12 protein-coding genes are annotated in these 13,883 nt (G+C 67.7%); 3 read left to right on the top strand and 9 right to left on the bottom strand.

Features of this window, described 5'->3' with window-relative positions; translation table 11 throughout:
- Both QBJ92_RS16500 and QBJ92_RS16495 read left to right on the top strand, forming a co-directional pair.
- A partial coding sequence (locus QBJ92_RS16500) for a GumC family protein (protein WP_277970799.1) occupies positions 1–1,731 on the top strand: 1,731 nt, incomplete at its 5' end.
- Positions 1,728–2,411 carry a hypothetical protein gene (locus QBJ92_RS16495; protein ID WP_277970798.1) on the top strand — a complete coding sequence of 228 codons (684 nt, stop codon included), beginning with the start codon at positions 1,728–1,730 and terminating at the stop codon, positions 2,409–2,411. The genes QBJ92_RS16500 and QBJ92_RS16495, both read left to right, overlap by 4 nt.
- Here QBJ92_RS16495 and QBJ92_RS16490 read toward each other — a convergent pair.
- From QBJ92_RS16490 to epsC, 7 genes are all read right to left on the bottom strand, one after another.
- A complete protein-coding gene (locus QBJ92_RS16490) occupies positions 2,372–3,661 on the bottom strand; it encodes an O-antigen ligase family protein (protein ID WP_277970797.1) in 1,290 nt (429 codons plus the stop codon). The genes QBJ92_RS16495 and QBJ92_RS16490 overlap by 40 nt on opposite strands.
- Positions 3,662–3,770: 109 nt before the next feature.
- A complete protein-coding gene (locus QBJ92_RS16485; protein ID WP_277970796.1) occupies positions 3,771–4,430 on the bottom strand; it encodes a sugar transferase in 660 nt (219 codons plus the stop codon).
- A gap of 257 nt (positions 4,431–4,687) precedes the next feature.
- A complete protein-coding gene (locus QBJ92_RS16480; RefSeq protein WP_277970795.1) occupies positions 4,688–5,719 on the bottom strand; it encodes a cell wall hydrolase in 1,032 nt (343 codons plus the stop codon).
- Positions 5,720–5,821: 102 nt separating this feature from the next.
- Positions 5,822–8,302, bottom strand: coding sequence for a TonB-dependent receptor plug domain-containing protein (locus QBJ92_RS16475; protein WP_277970794.1), 2,481 nt, complete (start codon positions 8,300–8,302; stop codon positions 5,822–5,824).
- A 205-nt stretch (positions 8,303–8,507) separates the two neighbouring features.
- Entirely contained in the window at positions 8,508–8,741 is a 234-nt protein-coding gene (locus QBJ92_RS16470; RefSeq protein ID WP_277970793.1) for a hypothetical protein, read from the bottom strand.
- A gap of 26 nt (positions 8,742–8,767) precedes the next feature.
- Positions 8,768–9,550, bottom strand: a complete 783-nt coding sequence (locus tag QBJ92_RS16465) for a gamma-glutamyl-gamma-aminobutyrate hydrolase family protein (protein WP_277970792.1) — start codon at positions 9,548–9,550, stop codon at positions 8,768–8,770.
- Positions 9,547–10,524 carry a serine O-acetyltransferase EpsC gene (gene epsC, locus QBJ92_RS16460; protein ID WP_277970791.1) on the bottom strand — a complete coding sequence of 326 codons (978 nt, stop codon included), beginning with the start codon at positions 10,522–10,524 and terminating at the stop codon, positions 9,547–9,549. Before epsC ends, QBJ92_RS16465 begins: the two co-directional genes overlap by 4 nt.
- Before the next feature lie 179 nt (positions 10,525–10,703).
- Between epsC and QBJ92_RS16455 the strand changes: the two genes are divergently transcribed.
- On the top strand, positions 10,704–12,050 hold the full coding sequence (locus tag QBJ92_RS16455) for a dicarboxylate/amino acid:cation symporter (protein WP_277970790.1): 1,347 nt from the start codon (positions 10,704–10,706) through the stop codon (positions 12,048–12,050).
- A gap of 88 nt (positions 12,051–12,138) precedes the next feature.
- Here the strand turns inward: QBJ92_RS16455 and QBJ92_RS16450 are convergent, their stop codons facing one another.
- Complete coding sequence (locus tag QBJ92_RS16450) at positions 12,139–12,765, bottom strand: response regulator transcription factor (protein ID WP_277970789.1); 627 nt, start codon at positions 12,763–12,765, stop codon at positions 12,139–12,141.
- Positions 12,762–13,871 (bottom strand): sensor histidine kinase, encoded by a 1,110-nt coding sequence (locus QBJ92_RS16445; RefSeq protein ID WP_277970788.1) that lies wholly within the window; start codon positions 13,869–13,871, stop codon positions 12,762–12,764. Before QBJ92_RS16445 ends, QBJ92_RS16450 begins: the two co-directional genes overlap by 4 nt.
- Positions 13,872–13,883 lie beyond the last annotated feature (12 nt).

The raw sequence follows: 13,883 nt of genomic DNA, 5'->3' as shown, positions 1-13,883 counted from the left end.
ACCGCGACGTCGGCGGTGCTCCAGCGTCTGACGGTGGCGCAACAGGAACGCAGTTACGTCCTCACGATCGGGTTTCGGTCGCGCGACGCGAGCAAGGCGGCGCGGATCTCCAATGCGCTGGCGCTGGCTTATATAGACAGCACCGCCGACGTTCAGGCGAGCAGCGCGACCCGCCAAACCGAGACCGGCCGGGCCGCGCTGCTTCGGCTGAGTCAGGAAGCCGAAGCGGCCGCTGCGAGTGTCGCGCGCTATCGGGCGGACAGCGGGATCGTTCAGGGCGGCGGGGTCGGCACGATCAACGATCAGCAGGTCGGGCCGATCGCGCAGCAGCTTGCGTCGGCGAAGGCGGAGGCTGCTGCGTTGCGCTCCAACGTCGCCGCGGCCGAGCGCCAGATCGCGACCGGCGGATCGGACGCGGTGTCCGCGGTGCTGTCCGCGCCCGTCATCACCGACTTGCGGCGTCAGCGGACCGAGGCCGAGCGCCAGCGCGCGCAACTCGCCGCGCGGTATGGCGAGAAGTTTCCCGCGCTGATCCAGAGCAAGCAACAGATCGAGGCGCTCGACCAGCAAATCCGTCTCGAGCAGACGCGGATCATCGAAGGATTGCGCAGCGAAGCGCGGTCCGCCACGGCCAAGGCGTCCGATCTTGCGCAGCAACTTGCGGTGCTCAAGCAGGAAATCGCGGTCAACGGGCAGGCGGCGGTGCGCGCCGAGGGACTCCAGCGCAAGGCGGATGCCGCAACCACCGCGTACAATCGGATGGCCGGAACGGTGCAGCAGGCGGCGCAGGCGCAACGCAGCACCGAGCCGCAAGCGCGGATCCTGGAAAGCGCCGTGGTGCTGGCGCGGCCGACCTATCCCAATCGTCCCGCGATCGGGGTTGCCGGGTTGCTGGTCGGCTTCGTGCTCGGGATCGGCGCAGCGGCGGCGGCGGAGGCGTTGCAAACCGCGATCCGGAGCCCGGAAGATGTGGAGACGATGCTGGGGGTGACCTTCGTCGCCGCGATCCCGCAATTGCGCGCGCGGCGGCTGCGCGATTCCGAAGGCCGACGGTGTACCCCGGCCGACACATTGCGGGATCACCCGATCTCCGCCTATTCGGAAGCGTTCCGGACGATCCGTGCGTTCATCCGGCCCGGGGGCGCGAAGATCATCGCGATCGGATCGACGCTGCCGTCCGAAGGCAAGACGACCTGCGCGCTGTCGCTGGCGCGCGTCATGGCGTTGTCGGGGGACCGTGTCCTGCTGATCGACTGCGACGTCCGTCGCGCCGGACTGGCTGACGGCTTGGGGCAGCGGCCGATCGCGGGTACGCTCGACGTGCTGCGCGGCGACATCGACCTCGCGCACGCGACGCTCCGCGACGAGATCGGCGGGTTGGAGCTGCTGTGCGTGCGGGCGCCGACCTTTACCCCGATCGACCTGTTCGACACCGGTGCGATGGCGATGCTGCTCGACCAGGCGCGGACGCGGTACGATTACATCCTGCTCGATACGCCGCCGCTGCTCGGCGTCGCGGATGCGCGCACGCTGGCGAAGCTGGCGGATGGCGTGGTGTTGCTGGTCAAATGGAATGCGACTCCGGTCTCGGCGATCGACAGCGCTTTGGCCGGGCTGGAACAGGATGGCGCGCACGTGCTGGGGGCGGTGCTCACCATGGTCGATCCGCATTCGGAGGCGTTGGGCGGGCAATATTATTCGGCGCGCTACAATCGCTATTACCAGCAATGACGCCGGGCCCCGCCCGTGACGCTATGGGGCACGCGCGACGGCGACGGGTCTCGCCGGTCGCGATCCTTGGCAGTCTTGCGTGTCTTGCCGGATGCGTGCTCGCGGCGCGCGTAACGCGGGACGAGTGGCTCGCCGCGGACCTGGTGCAAGCGGTGGCCGATCGGTCCGCGACGGTGCGCGATGCCACGCTGGAGGCGTATGGCGATCGTTCGCCCGCAGGATTGCCGATCCGCGGTGCGGCCCCCTTGGCACAGCTCGCGTTGAATGGCGCGCGGTCCGGGGCCAGTCCCGGCTTGCGCGTGATCAACGCGGCGCGCGCGAATCGCCTGATCCGCCATCTCGCGCAAACGCGCCCGGACTGGGATGCGACGCTGCTGCTGGTGACGCAGCGCGAACTGCTGGTTCACGGCGCGGCCACGCCCACGGCGCTCGCGGCGTTCGAGGCAAGCTACCGCGTGCGTCCGTTCCATAATCGCGCCGCGATCTGGCGGATCGCGTTCACGCGACTGTATTGGCGCGACCTCGATCCGGCGACCCGCCGCGCCGGGATCGCCGAGGCGGTCTGGCAGACGCGCTATGACGACGGCCAGCGTAGCGCGATCGAACGGTTGCTGGGCGATACCCCCGCCGGGGTGGCCTATCAGCTGCGGATGGCGGCGATCGGCCACGGCGCGGGGTGAGGTGCGCGGGGCGGGCGGGGTCTAGGATCGTCCCGAAGCGTGCGGCCCCAGACGATCCCCAGCAGCGCCGTGCTCAGTGCCGCAATCGCCGGGACGTTGAGCGCGATGTCGACCATGGACCCCACGACCGCGACCGCGACCGCGAACAGCATCGCGCGCGCGATCGCGTTCGATCGATCGCTGCCGATCATCGGGGTTCGCGCGACCCGCACGACCAGCGCGGCCAGGGTCGCAAGGAGCAGGACCACGCCAGGCCATCCCGCTTCGATCGCAAGCTGCAGGATTACATTATGGGCTGCCCCGAAATCGCCGACCAGGAGCACGGTTTCGGACGTTAGGTCGCGCTGGTTCACCGCATCGAACCCGCCGAGTCCGTAGCCGGACAGCGGCGCGGTGCGGGCAAGGTCGGCATAATGGCGCAAGACGGACAGGCGCCCGGACCCGTCGTCGCCAAGCGCGCCGTACCGGCTCAGCGCGCTGCCGGACGACAGCCCCAGCACGACGGCCAGGCCCAGCAGCACGATCGCCGGGAGCCAGCCGCGGCCAGCGCGCGGGATCGCGGGGAAGCCAGCGGCGTAGGCGAGTTGCGCGACCGCCACCGCTGCAAGTGCGGTCCGCGATTGCGACAGCGCCACCAGGCTGAGTGCGATCACGCTGCCTAGCGCCGCGATCGTCGCGGCGATCGGGATGTGCCCGTGGGGTTGCGTGCGCCAGGCGCGCCACCGGTCCCGCGCGATGCCGTGCAGCAGCAAGCTCATCATGCCGTAGCCGATCCCGGCGGCGTTGGCGTTTCCCATCAAACCGGCGAAGCGATGATAGCGGTGATCCACGATGACGCGTTGCATCATCTCCGGATCCCCGAACGCGCGCAACCCGAGCGTCACGGCGATCAGCACGCCGGCGAACAGGCACAGCCACGTCGCGGTTGCGTACGCGAAGCCGGGAACGCGCCCCGCGGTGGCGCATCCGACCAGCAAAGCGACAAGCGAGAAAGCGTGGCACCAGCCGAGCGCGAGCAGGTCCGGGGCCGCCGGACGCGCGATCAGATCCGGCGCGATGCCCGGGAAGAAGGGGAGCGCGGTCCAGCCGAGCAGCAGGCAGGCCGGCAGCGCGACCGGCGCCATCCGCGCGACCAGCCGGCGGTCGCTCGGCAGCGTGGCGAGCGCGAACGCGACCCAGCCAAGGTCGAGGACCGCCGTTGCGGCGTTCAGCACGGCGTTGTTGGCGCCCCCCACGGCAAACGGCAGCATGAGGATCAGCGCCAGGCTTCGCGCGCGCCACAGGAGTCCCGATGTCGGTCGGACCGGCGCGCGCGGTCGACGTGCGCGCGACGTCGGGCGACGCCGGCGGGCAACCGTCCTAACGGGCGCCACGCTGGAGGAGGACCGCGGGCACCGTCAGCATCATGATGCGTCCGTACAGGCCAAGGCTGCGGTGTCGGGCGAACACGACGTCGAGCGCGATCCGGCGGCGATAGGTCGTGTTGTTGCGGCCGCTGACTTGCCACAAGCCGGTGATCCCGGGCCGCATCGCCGTGTAATGCACGAAGCGCCGACCATATCGGGGGATTTCCGCCGCAACGATCGGACGTGGGCCGACGAGACTCATCGACCCTTGCAGGACGTTGATGAGTTGGGGAATCTCGTCGATGCTCGACCGCCTCAGGAACTTGCCGAGCGGCGTGATGCGCGGGTCTTGCTGCAGCTTGTGGTCGTACGACCATTGCATTCGGGCGAGCAGATCGTGTTGCAGCAGGAACGCCAGACGCTCGTCGGCATCGCGGCGCATCGTCCGGAACTTCAGGCAATAAAATTCGCGGCCCTGATAGCCGACGCGCCGTTGGCGATAAATGACCGGACCGTCGCTGGTCATTTTGACGAGCAGGGCGACCAGGAGCGACAGCGGTCCGAAAAAGGTCAGCAGGACAAAGCTGATCGAAATATCGAGGATGCGCGTGATATCGCGCGGAATGGTTGGCAAACCCATCGCGGTCGGGGCGACCTCTGCGAGATGAACCATAGTCTCCTCGATGTCCTCAAAGCCTGCACGGGTCCGCGGTACAGTCTTCGAAGAGTGGGGCGCGCAATACGATGCGGTACAACGTCGAAGAAGGCCATCAGGGTATCGCAACACCGGGTCAGGCACAAACAAAACATAGGGTCTATCCATCAGAAAACACAGGAATAAACCATTCGAAGTAGGTCGATTACGCCATGCTGAGTATTGGATCGAGGGAGGAGGACTTTGACCAGACGACGGGCGTCGACGCTGTCGGTCTATTGCGCCGGAATCGCCAGCGATGGCTTCGTTCGGCGGGTCGTCGGGAAGTAGACGGTCGGCGGCGTGCGCGCAGGCTGTGGGGATGGCGGTACGTTTGCCGCGCTCCCGGGGGGACCGATCGCCAAAGTCAGTGATGTCGGCACCGGTGCGGGGACAGGGCTCGCGATGGGGGTGCTGGCAGCCGGATCGCGGTCCGCGCTTGCCCCGACAGGGATTGGGGGAAGGGGCGGGGCGTCCGGTAAGGCCGTCGCCGTGCTCGGACTGGGTAGCGGCTGTTCCGACGGGGTCGATGCCACGTCATAGCCGCCATAGGGTCTGGGCGGACGGTAGAAGACGTGGTGGCCGACGATCGCGACCTTCAAAAGTTCGCCCGCCCAGCGCGGTACGATCCAAACCGTGTGGTAATGCGTGGCTTGGCCCGCCGTGGGAGAAACTCCGCCGTTCAACGCCGCATCGGCAATCGCGCGGGCGCGCGCCATGCCTGCTGCGGCCGGACGGCGGACCAGCGATCCGTCGCAGGCGAAGGTGAACTGGCATCCGGTCGGGCGGTCCGCTCCCTGATACACCACGCCGCACACCGTCTTGGGATAATGCGGGTTGCGCAAGCGGTTCAGGACGACTTGCGCGACCGCGCGCTGGCCCGATGGCGGTTCGCCGTCCGCTTCGTAATAGAGCGCGGTCGCCAGACAGGTCGACGCAGCGGCGCGATCGGGTTTGGACAGCCAGCGCGCGTCGAAGGGCGGGGGCAGCGGATTGATCCGGGTCAACGGTCGTGCGTAATTCTCCGCAAACGCCTGCATCGTGTCGAGCGCGCGCTTTTGCTGGGGGAGATAGGTTTCGAGCGGAAGATCGTCCGGAGATGCGGGCGCATCGGCCGGACCGCTGCTGCGGGTTTGCACCGGAAGATCGCCGATCGCCAGCACATCGGGACGGTCGGCGATCGCGAGATACACCAGCGCGAGGGTGACGCCGAGCAGGCACGTGATGCCGGCGCCAACGAACACGATCGACAGGCGGGCCGGGGCCATCATTGCTCCTGAATCATACCAGAGGCGTAACAATGTCAATCCGCGTGAAGCGACGGTGGGATTGGGCGCGATACCGCGCCGATCCCACCGCCCGCCGTTGCGTTACCAGTTCAAGCCGACTCGCCCATAAACGTACCGCCCGTTGAACCCGAACGGCGAGTAATAGGGGAAGCCCACCAGGCCGGTGCTGTTGAGCGCGGTCCCGCGCGACGACGCGACACGGACGTAATCCGGGTAGGTGTCGAACACATTGTTCGCCCCCACCGCGAGGTTGAGGGTGCGCATCACCTTGTAGCGTAACTCCAGGTCGAAGATCGTATGGCGCCCGGTGTGGATGTCGTCTGCGGCGAAGCCCGTGCTGCTCGGCTGGTTGACGTCGCCGTAATATGACGCGCGCGCGGTCGCGCCGAGCTGGTCGAGCGACCAGTCAATCGTGCCCACGACCTTCTCGCGCGGGGTCCCCTGTTCGAACGACACGATCCGCTGGCGGCTGAAGATCGGGAGCGTGGTGGTGCCCGTGGAGGACGTGATCGTCGCGGGCGCCGGCGCGCGGGTGACCTTGATGTCGTTGATGTTGGTGGCGGCGGTCAGGTCGAACGTGCCCGCGCCCCCGGTCGCCTTGCGGTAATGCGCGACCACGTCGATCCCCTTGGTGGTCGAACGGATGCCGTTGAGGAAATAGCGCCCCGCGGTGACCGCGGTGATCCCCTCGTCGCGCAACCGCCCAATCACGACCGCGCCGCTGAGGTTTTCGGACAGCGCGATCTGGTCGCGGATCTTGATGTGATACGCATCGACCGACAGATCGAACCCGCCCGAGCGGATCACGAACCCGGCGGACAGGTTGCGCGCGCGTTCGGGCTGTAGGGCTTGCCCGCCCAGCGCACGGCCGACCAGGCTGGTCGAGGGGAACAGGCCGGTCTCGACGATATTGCCGTTCGTCAGCACCGATGACGTGGAGGTGAAGAACTGCTGCTGGAGCGACGGCGCGCGGAAGCCGGTCGAGGCCGTGCCGCGCAGCGCGAACCAGCGCGTGAAATCATAGCGCGCGGTCAGCTTGCCCGTCGCGGTCTCGCCGAAGTCGGAATAGCTTTCCCCACGTACCGCCGCGCCGAGCGTCAGCCCGTCGATCGGCTTGGCTTCCAGATCGACATAGCCCGAGACGTTGTCGCGATGTTCGTTGACGGCGTTCGACGGCTGGAACCCGGGGAACCCCTGCGCCCCCGAGCCTAGTGCACTGCTCGCGCCGGGGGCGCGGTTGTACGAGGTCGGCTCGCCCGCGCCGATTTTGAAGCCTTCGCGGCGATATTCGAGACCCCAGGCGATGTTGATCGTGCCTTCCCCGAGCGGCTGTTCGCGCGACACGTCGATCCCGCCGACCAGCTGGTCGTAGGTCAGCTTGCCGTCGTAGAAGCGCGTCTGCGATGCCGCGCCGTACGTCGAATTGCCCGAGTTGCGCGTGTCGAAGTTCAACTGGTTGCGCCCGTAGGACACGTTGAAGTCGACCTTCCAGCCGGACAGTTCGCCGCGGATTCCGCCGGTTGCGGTCAGGTCGTTCGAGACGACGTTGATCAGCGGGGTGAACCCGTCGGGATAGAGGCTGGCGAGCGCGGCCGCGTTGGCGTTGTTGTCGGTCCCGCCGTTGATGCGCGGGGTCGCGGCGCTGGTGCTGTCGCGATACTGGTATCCGCCGAAGCCGTAGAGCGTCCAGCCGGTGTCGCCGAGCGGCTTCCCGGCGTTGATGTATCCGCTATACTGCTGGACGTCCGGATCGCCGAAGCGCGAGCGGACTCGGATCGGGGTCTTGCGCGGGTCGAAGTCGCCACGGCTGGTCGGGTTGCGGTCGAGATACTCGCCCGACACGGTCAAGAATCCGTCCGTCCCGAGCCCGATGCCCTGCCAGCCCGCGACCGTCACGGTCTCGCCGTCGCGCTCGCTGCGGTTGCCGCGCGCGGTGGTCACGTCGGTGATGTACTGGCCGTAGGTCACGGTCGCGCCGCCGCCGCTACGCGCTTCCCGCAACCGCAGGTTGACGACGCCGGCGATCGCGTCGGAGCCATATTGCGCCGCCGCGCCGTCGCGCAGCACTTCGATCCGGTCGAGCGCGACCGAGGGTATCGTGTTGAGATCGACCGCCGCCGCGCCGCGCCCGACCGACCCGTTGGTGTTGATCAGCGCCGAGGTATGCGCGCGGACGCCGTTGATGAGAACCAGCGTCTGGTCCGGCGACAGGCCGCGCAGCGTCGCGGGGCGGACCGAATCGGTGCCGTCGACGGCGGACGAGCGCGGGAAATCGATCGACGGGACCACTGCGGCGAGCGCGCTGGCGAGTTCGGTCGTGCCCTGCCGCTGGAGCGTGGCGGCGCTGAGCACGTCGACCGGCGCGGCACTGTCGAGCCGCGAGCGACCGGTCGTGCGCGTGCCGGTGACGACGATGTCGGTCGGCTCGGCGGGGGCTTCGGCGGGGCTGGCGGATGCCGCCTCGGGCGCGGCAGCGGGCGCGACTTGTGCATGCGCGCTGGTCGAGACCGCGAGCGCAAGCGTCGAAACGGCAACGGCGAACAATGGCCGAGGGGTGATCATGACAGCGGTCCCTTTTGAAGTTGCGTGCAGACGCTGTGCGTTCTGGCGCGTTTATGACGATCCCGTGACAGATCGCTGCCGACGGCGACGCAAAGAAATCCGTTATGGGTGCGGGGAAAAATTGGCCCGGCACGCGAAGTGCCAGGCCAAGGTGGACGCGGGAGCTTACCCAGCGTGTCCGTCATCGACCCATCGGATCGAAAGGCTATTGCGCGTTGCCGGCAGCATCGGCGGCATTGAGCGGGGCGGCATCGTTCGCCGCCGCAATGTCGTTGTCGAACGCGTCCGGCGCCGTGGTGTTGGCATCCGCTGCGGCCGGATCGTTCGGCACGGTTTCGTTGATGATCACCGCATTTGCCGCATCGTCATGCTTGGCGCAGGCGGAGACCGTCATCAATGTGGTGGCGAGTGTCGCCGCCGTCAGAAAAGTGCGTAGCATCCTTACCCTTTCAGAGTGGTGAACCGTCATCGCGCGGCCGCTGCGGTGCGCAGCGACTGCCCGATCAAACCAAAGAACGCGCGGCTTTCGGCGGAGCGGTCGGCATCCCATTCGGGGTGCCACTGAACCCCGAGTACGTCCGCACCGCACGGACGGGCGCGGACTGCCTCGATCAGCCCGTCGTCCGCGGCGGTGGCTTCGATTATGAGCCCCGTGCCGAGCCGGTCGATGCCCTGTTCGTGGACCGAATTGACGCGCATCCGCCGCCGCCCGGTGGTCTCGGCGAGCACGCCGCCCGCGCCGAGTTCGACATCGTGGCCATGGCCGAACAGCGCCTGGTAACAGCCGTCCCACGATCCGCGGTGATGGCGTTCCGCACAGGTCGCGGCGGACAGCGTTCCGCCGAACAGCACGTTGATCTCCTGCAAACCGCGACAGATGCCGAACACCGGCTTGCCCGCTTCGATCATGCTGCCCGCCAGCGCGAGCGCCACCGCGTCGCGGTCGGGGTCGCAGCGCTGTCCCGCGGGCAAGGGCGCGCCGCCATAGCATTCGGGCGCGACGTTCGAGCGCGAGCCCGTCAGCATCAGTCCGTCGAGCAGCAGTGTGAGCGCGGCGATGTTCGCGTCGTCGCGCACTGCGGGGACGAGCACCACCGCCGCGTCCGAGAAGCGCGTCAGCGGCGTGATGAAGCGCGTGGCGACCGCTTGCACCGGGCGATCGCGCGTTTCGTTGCAGCACAGCACGCCGATCACCGGGCGCGCCGGACCGGACGCGAGCGCAGAGCGCTGGAAGCGGGCGTGGATCATTGCGCTGCCGCCCGCTGGAGTACGTCGCGCAGGTCGAGCCCGGCGGCGTCGTCCAGGCGGATCGCCTCGGGCTGGACCACCACGCTGTCCGCCGGAACGTCCGACAACAGCCAGACATTCCCGCCGATCGTGGCGCGCGCGCCAATCGTCACGCGACCGAGGATCGTCGTTCCGGCATAGATCACGACGTCGTCGCCGATGATCGGGTGGCGCGCATGGCGTTCGCGCACGTCGTCGCGGGTCAGCCCGACCGGGCTGCGCGCGCCGAGCGTGACGTGCTGGTATAGGCGGACGCGCGCGCCGACGATCGCGGTTTCGCCGATCACCACACCGGTGCCGTGATCGATGAAGAAGCTCTCGCCGATCGTCGCGCCGGGGTGGATGTCGATCCCGGTGTGCTCGTTGGCGATCTCCGAGATGACGCGGGCGACGATCGGCGCGCCGAGATTATGGAGTTCATGCGCGATGCGGTGGTGCAGGCTGGCGATCGCGCCGGGATAGCAGACGAGGATTTCGTCGACGCTGCGCGCGGCGGGATCGCCGAGAAACGCGGCTTCGACGTCGCTGTCGACCAGGCGGCGGATGTCGCCCAGCGTCGCGGTGAACAGCCGGACGATCGTCGCGGCATGATCGGGGTCGAACGGGCCGGCCTCCTGTTGCCAATAGCCGAGTTCCGCGCCGATTTCGCGCTCCAGTTCGGTCAGCGCGGCGAGCAGCCGCGCGACGACGAACTGGTCTTCTTCAAGCGGGGATCCGCGGAAATGCCCGAGACGGCGCGGATACAGCGTGGCGGAGAGCAACCCCACGACCTGCTCCAACGCACTGCGGGACGGAAAGCTCGCGACGTCGCGCGCCTCGTCCTGACGGTTCCGCCAGGCATCGCGCGCGTTCCGCAGATCCGCGACCGCCGCGTGAACCGGGGACGGCGGGGTCGCGGGGTATGACCGCTCGGCGAATGCAGTGTGGGTCGTCATGAGAACCTCCGGCACCGATCATATCCCACCAGGTCAGTATGATATAAAAGAATTGCTTCGGTCGGTGCAAGCATGGCTTTGCGGACGTGGCGGATCGATTGGGCCAATAGCGTGCTGTCCTGCGCGCGCTCGCGCAAACGCCTGCGCAGACGGGCGACTCACGATATCGGAGCTTCTTCATGTCTTCACTCGCGCCGACTTCGCGCTCGGCCTTGCGTCTGCCGTTTGGCGCGCAAGTGTTGCTCGGCATGGCAATTGGGCTCGCGCTGGGTTTTGCCGGGCGCAGCTTCGATGGCCCTGCGGCTGCGGTGCTGGCCGAGGCGCTGCATACGCTCGGCCAGATTTTCGTGCAGTTGTTGAAGGCGCTGGTCCCGCCGTTGGTGTTCACCGCGATCGTCGCGTCGATCGCGGCGCTGCGCGATCTTGAGAATGCCGCGAAGCTGGTGGTGCAGACGCTGCTGTGGTTCGCGCTGACCGCGCTGATCGCGGTGACGATCGGGATCGTGCTGGGGCTGGTGATCGAACCGGGCCTGCACGCCGGGATCGACCGCGCAGCCGCCAAGCTGCCGTCGAGCAGCGGGTCGTGGCTCGATTTCCTCAAGGGGCTGGTTCCCGCCAACGTGTTCGGGATCGGCGCGTCGACCACGATCGAGGATGGCGTCGCCAAGACCGCGGTGTCGTTCAACGTGCTGCAGATCATCGTCGCGGCGATCGCGATCGGCGCGGCGGCGGTGCGGACCGGGGAGGGCGGGGCCGGGTTCCTCGCGTTCAACGCGTCCGCATTGATCGTCTTCCGGCGGCTGTTGCGCTGGGTCATCGCGCTCACGCCGATCGGCACCGCCGCGCTGATCGGCGATGCGGTGATCCGCTACGGCTGGAGTTCGTTGTCCGCGCTCGGTGCGTTTGCGGGCGCGGTGTATCTCGGGCTCGCGCTGGTGCTGTTCGTGGTTTACCCGCTGCTGCTGCTCGCCAACGGGCTGAGCCCGCTGCGCTTTTTCGCACGCGCCTGGCCGGCGATCCAGCTGGGGTTCGTGTCGCGCTCCTCGGTGGGCACGCTGCCGATGACCGAGCAAGTCACCGAACACGGTCTGGGCGTTCCGCGGGCCTATGCGGCGTTTGCGGTACCGCTCGGCGCGACGACCAAGATGGATGGGTGCGCGGCGATCTATCCGGCGCTGTCGGCGATCTTCGTCGCGCAATTCTTTGGCTTGCAGCTGCATGCGTCGGATTACGGGCTGATCGCCTTCGTGTCGGTGATCGGGTCCGCCGCGACCGCGGGGCTCACCGGCGCGACCGTGATGCTGACGTTGACGCTGTCGACGCTTGGCTTGCCGCTGGAGGGCGCGGGGTTGTTGCTCGCGATCGACCCGATCCTCGACATGGGGCGGACCGCCGTCAACGTCGCGGGGCAGGCGCTTGTCCCGACGGTCGTCGCGAAGCGTGCCGGGATCCTCGACATGGCGGTGTTCGGGCAGGATTCCGGTAACCGCTCGGTGCCGCGCGGTGCGGAACGCTCGGCGATCTAGCGCATCCGGTTGTTCCAAGGCATTGGTGCGCGGTGCAATTTTGGCGCTCGCTACGGTCTAAGCGAGCCTGGCGGTACGATGCTGGATCCTATGTGGCGATCGCGAGCGCGTCCGACAGGCGGACCAGTTCGGGCAAGGAGGTAGCGCCCATCTTTACCATCACCTGACGGCGGCGGACCTTGACGGTGATCTCGCTGACGCCGAGTTCGCCCGCGATCTGTTTGTTGAGCAGGCCCCGCACGACGCGCGCCATGACCGCTTTTTCGCCGTCAGAAAGCGCATCGTAGCGCCGTTTCAACGCATCTTGCCGTCGATTTTGTGCACGGTGCGTCTCGTTTACCGCGATTCCGCGATGGATTGCGTCGAGCAGCGCCTGATTGTCGAACGGCTTCGCCAAAAACTCGATCGCACCCGCTTTCATCGCGCGCACCGACATCGCTATATCGCCATGCCCGGTGATGAAAACAACCGGCAAGGGGTTCCCGCGTTCCACCAGCAGGCGATGGAACTCCATGCCGCTCTGGCCGGGCATCCGCACATCCAGCACGAGGCAGGCGGGTGCATCGGCCAAAGGGGAATCGAGAAACGCCCGGGTCGAGCCGAACAGCGTCGCCGCGAGGCCGACCGAGGCGAGCAGATCCTCCAGCGCCGCGCGAACCGAGGGATCATCGTCGATGACATAGACCATGGGAGCAGGCTGCGTATCCGCGGTCATGCGGCGGCGCTCCCATTCGCCGGGAGCCGCACATGGAAGCGCGCGCCGTGCGGCTTCATCCGGTCGACCCAGATCGCGCCGCCATGCGCCTCGACGATCGTCCGGATGATCGTCAGGCCGATCCCCGTCCCGCCGTGCTTGGTGGTCCAGAACGCATCGAACAGGCGGGGCAGATGCTCCTCGCGGATGCCCGGCCCGGTGTCGCTCACCGAAAGCTCGATATCGCCGTTCGCGTCGGACACGGCGGCGATCGCCAGCGATCGGCGGTGTGGCGGGACGGTCGCCATCGCTTCGATCGCATTCAGGATCAGGTTGCACAGCACTTGCTGCAACTGGACGCGGTCGCCCTGCACCAGCGGGAGCTGGTCGGCCATCGCCAGATCAAGCGCGATGTCCTGCCGGTCGAGCTCGGCGTGCGACAAGGCGATGGCCTCCTCGATGACGCTGTCGATCCGGATCGCCTGCCGCTGCGGCGGTGCGCTGCGCGCATGTTCGCGTACCCGTGCGATGATGGTGCTGGCGCGGTTGGCATCGGCGATCACCCGGTCGATCGCGTCACGCGCACGCCCCACGCCGGGCGGCTCCGTGCTCAGCCAGCGGAGCGCGGTGTCGCCGCTGCTGGCGATCGCCGCGAGCGGTTGGTTCACCTCATGCGCGATCGATGCGGCCAGTTCACCGAGGCTCGTCACCCGCGCCACTCGGATCAATTGCGCGCGTGCTTCATAGGCGGCGCCTTCCGCCGCAACCATCTTCAACGCGAGATAGGTGGTGATGCAGATCGTGGACAGGCTGATCGCGAGATTGACCACGCCTGCCTCACGCGAGCCCGATTTGGTCAGCAGGAAACTGACCAGCGTGAGCAGGAGGCAGATCCCGGCAAGACCGACGACATAGCGGCGCGGGAAGCGACCGACCGCGAGCAGGATGACCGCGATGTAGAAGACGGCGGTCGCGATCTCCAGATCGGTCAGCGTGTCGGAAATGAAGATGGCGGCCATCATCAGCGCCATCACGGGCGCCCGCACCGCAGGCGACTGGAATGCGCGGTGTAACCAGCGGCCCGCCGCAGACATCGGCCCTGGTTTTGCGCGCAGTGCGTCGCTCATCATGTTCTGGCC

The organism is Sphingomonas echinoides (genome assembly GCF_029623395.1).
Classification (GTDB): Bacteria; Pseudomonadota; Alphaproteobacteria; order Sphingomonadales; family Sphingomonadaceae; genus Sphingomonas; species Sphingomonas echinoides_A.
The sequence above is the reverse complement of the archived record's forward strand: the minus strand, read 5'-3'. Positions and strand labels throughout refer to the sequence as shown.

Coding starts and splice junctions, on each gene's coding strand:
- QBJ92_RS16495 (WP_277970798.1), top strand. CDS start 1,728: ATGACGCCGGGCCCCGCCCGTGACGCTATGGGGCACGCGCGACGGCGA.
- QBJ92_RS16490 (WP_277970797.1), bottom strand. CDS start 3,661: ATGCTGCCGTTTGCCGTGGGGGGCGCCAACAACGCCGTGCTGAACGCC.
- QBJ92_RS16485 (WP_277970796.1), bottom strand. CDS start 4,430: ATGGTTCATCTCGCAGAGGTCGCCCCGACCGCGATGGGTTTGCCAACC.
- QBJ92_RS16480 (WP_277970795.1), bottom strand. CDS start 5,719: ATGGCCCCGGCCCGCCTGTCGATCGTGTTCGTTGGCGCCGGCATCACG.
- QBJ92_RS16475 (WP_277970794.1), bottom strand. CDS start 8,302: ATGATCACCCCTCGGCCATTGTTCGCCGTTGCCGTTTCGACGCTTGCG.
- QBJ92_RS16470 (WP_277970793.1), bottom strand. CDS start 8,741: ATGCTACGCACTTTTCTGACGGCGGCGACACTCGCCACCACATTGATG.
- QBJ92_RS16465 (WP_277970792.1), bottom strand. CDS start 9,550: ATGATCCACGCCCGCTTCCAGCGCTCTGCGCTCGCGTCCGGTCCGGCG.
- epsC (WP_277970791.1), bottom strand. CDS start 10,524: ATGACGACCCACACTGCATTCGCCGAGCGGTCATACCCCGCGACCCCG.
- QBJ92_RS16455 (WP_277970790.1), top strand. CDS start 10,704: ATGTCTTCACTCGCGCCGACTTCGCGCTCGGCCTTGCGTCTGCCGTTT.
- QBJ92_RS16450 (WP_277970789.1), bottom strand. CDS start 12,765: ATGACCGCGGATACGCAGCCTGCTCCCATGGTCTATGTCATCGACGAT.
- QBJ92_RS16445 (WP_277970788.1), bottom strand. CDS start 13,871: ATGAGCGACGCACTGCGCGCAAAACCAGGGCCGATGTCTGCGGCGGGC.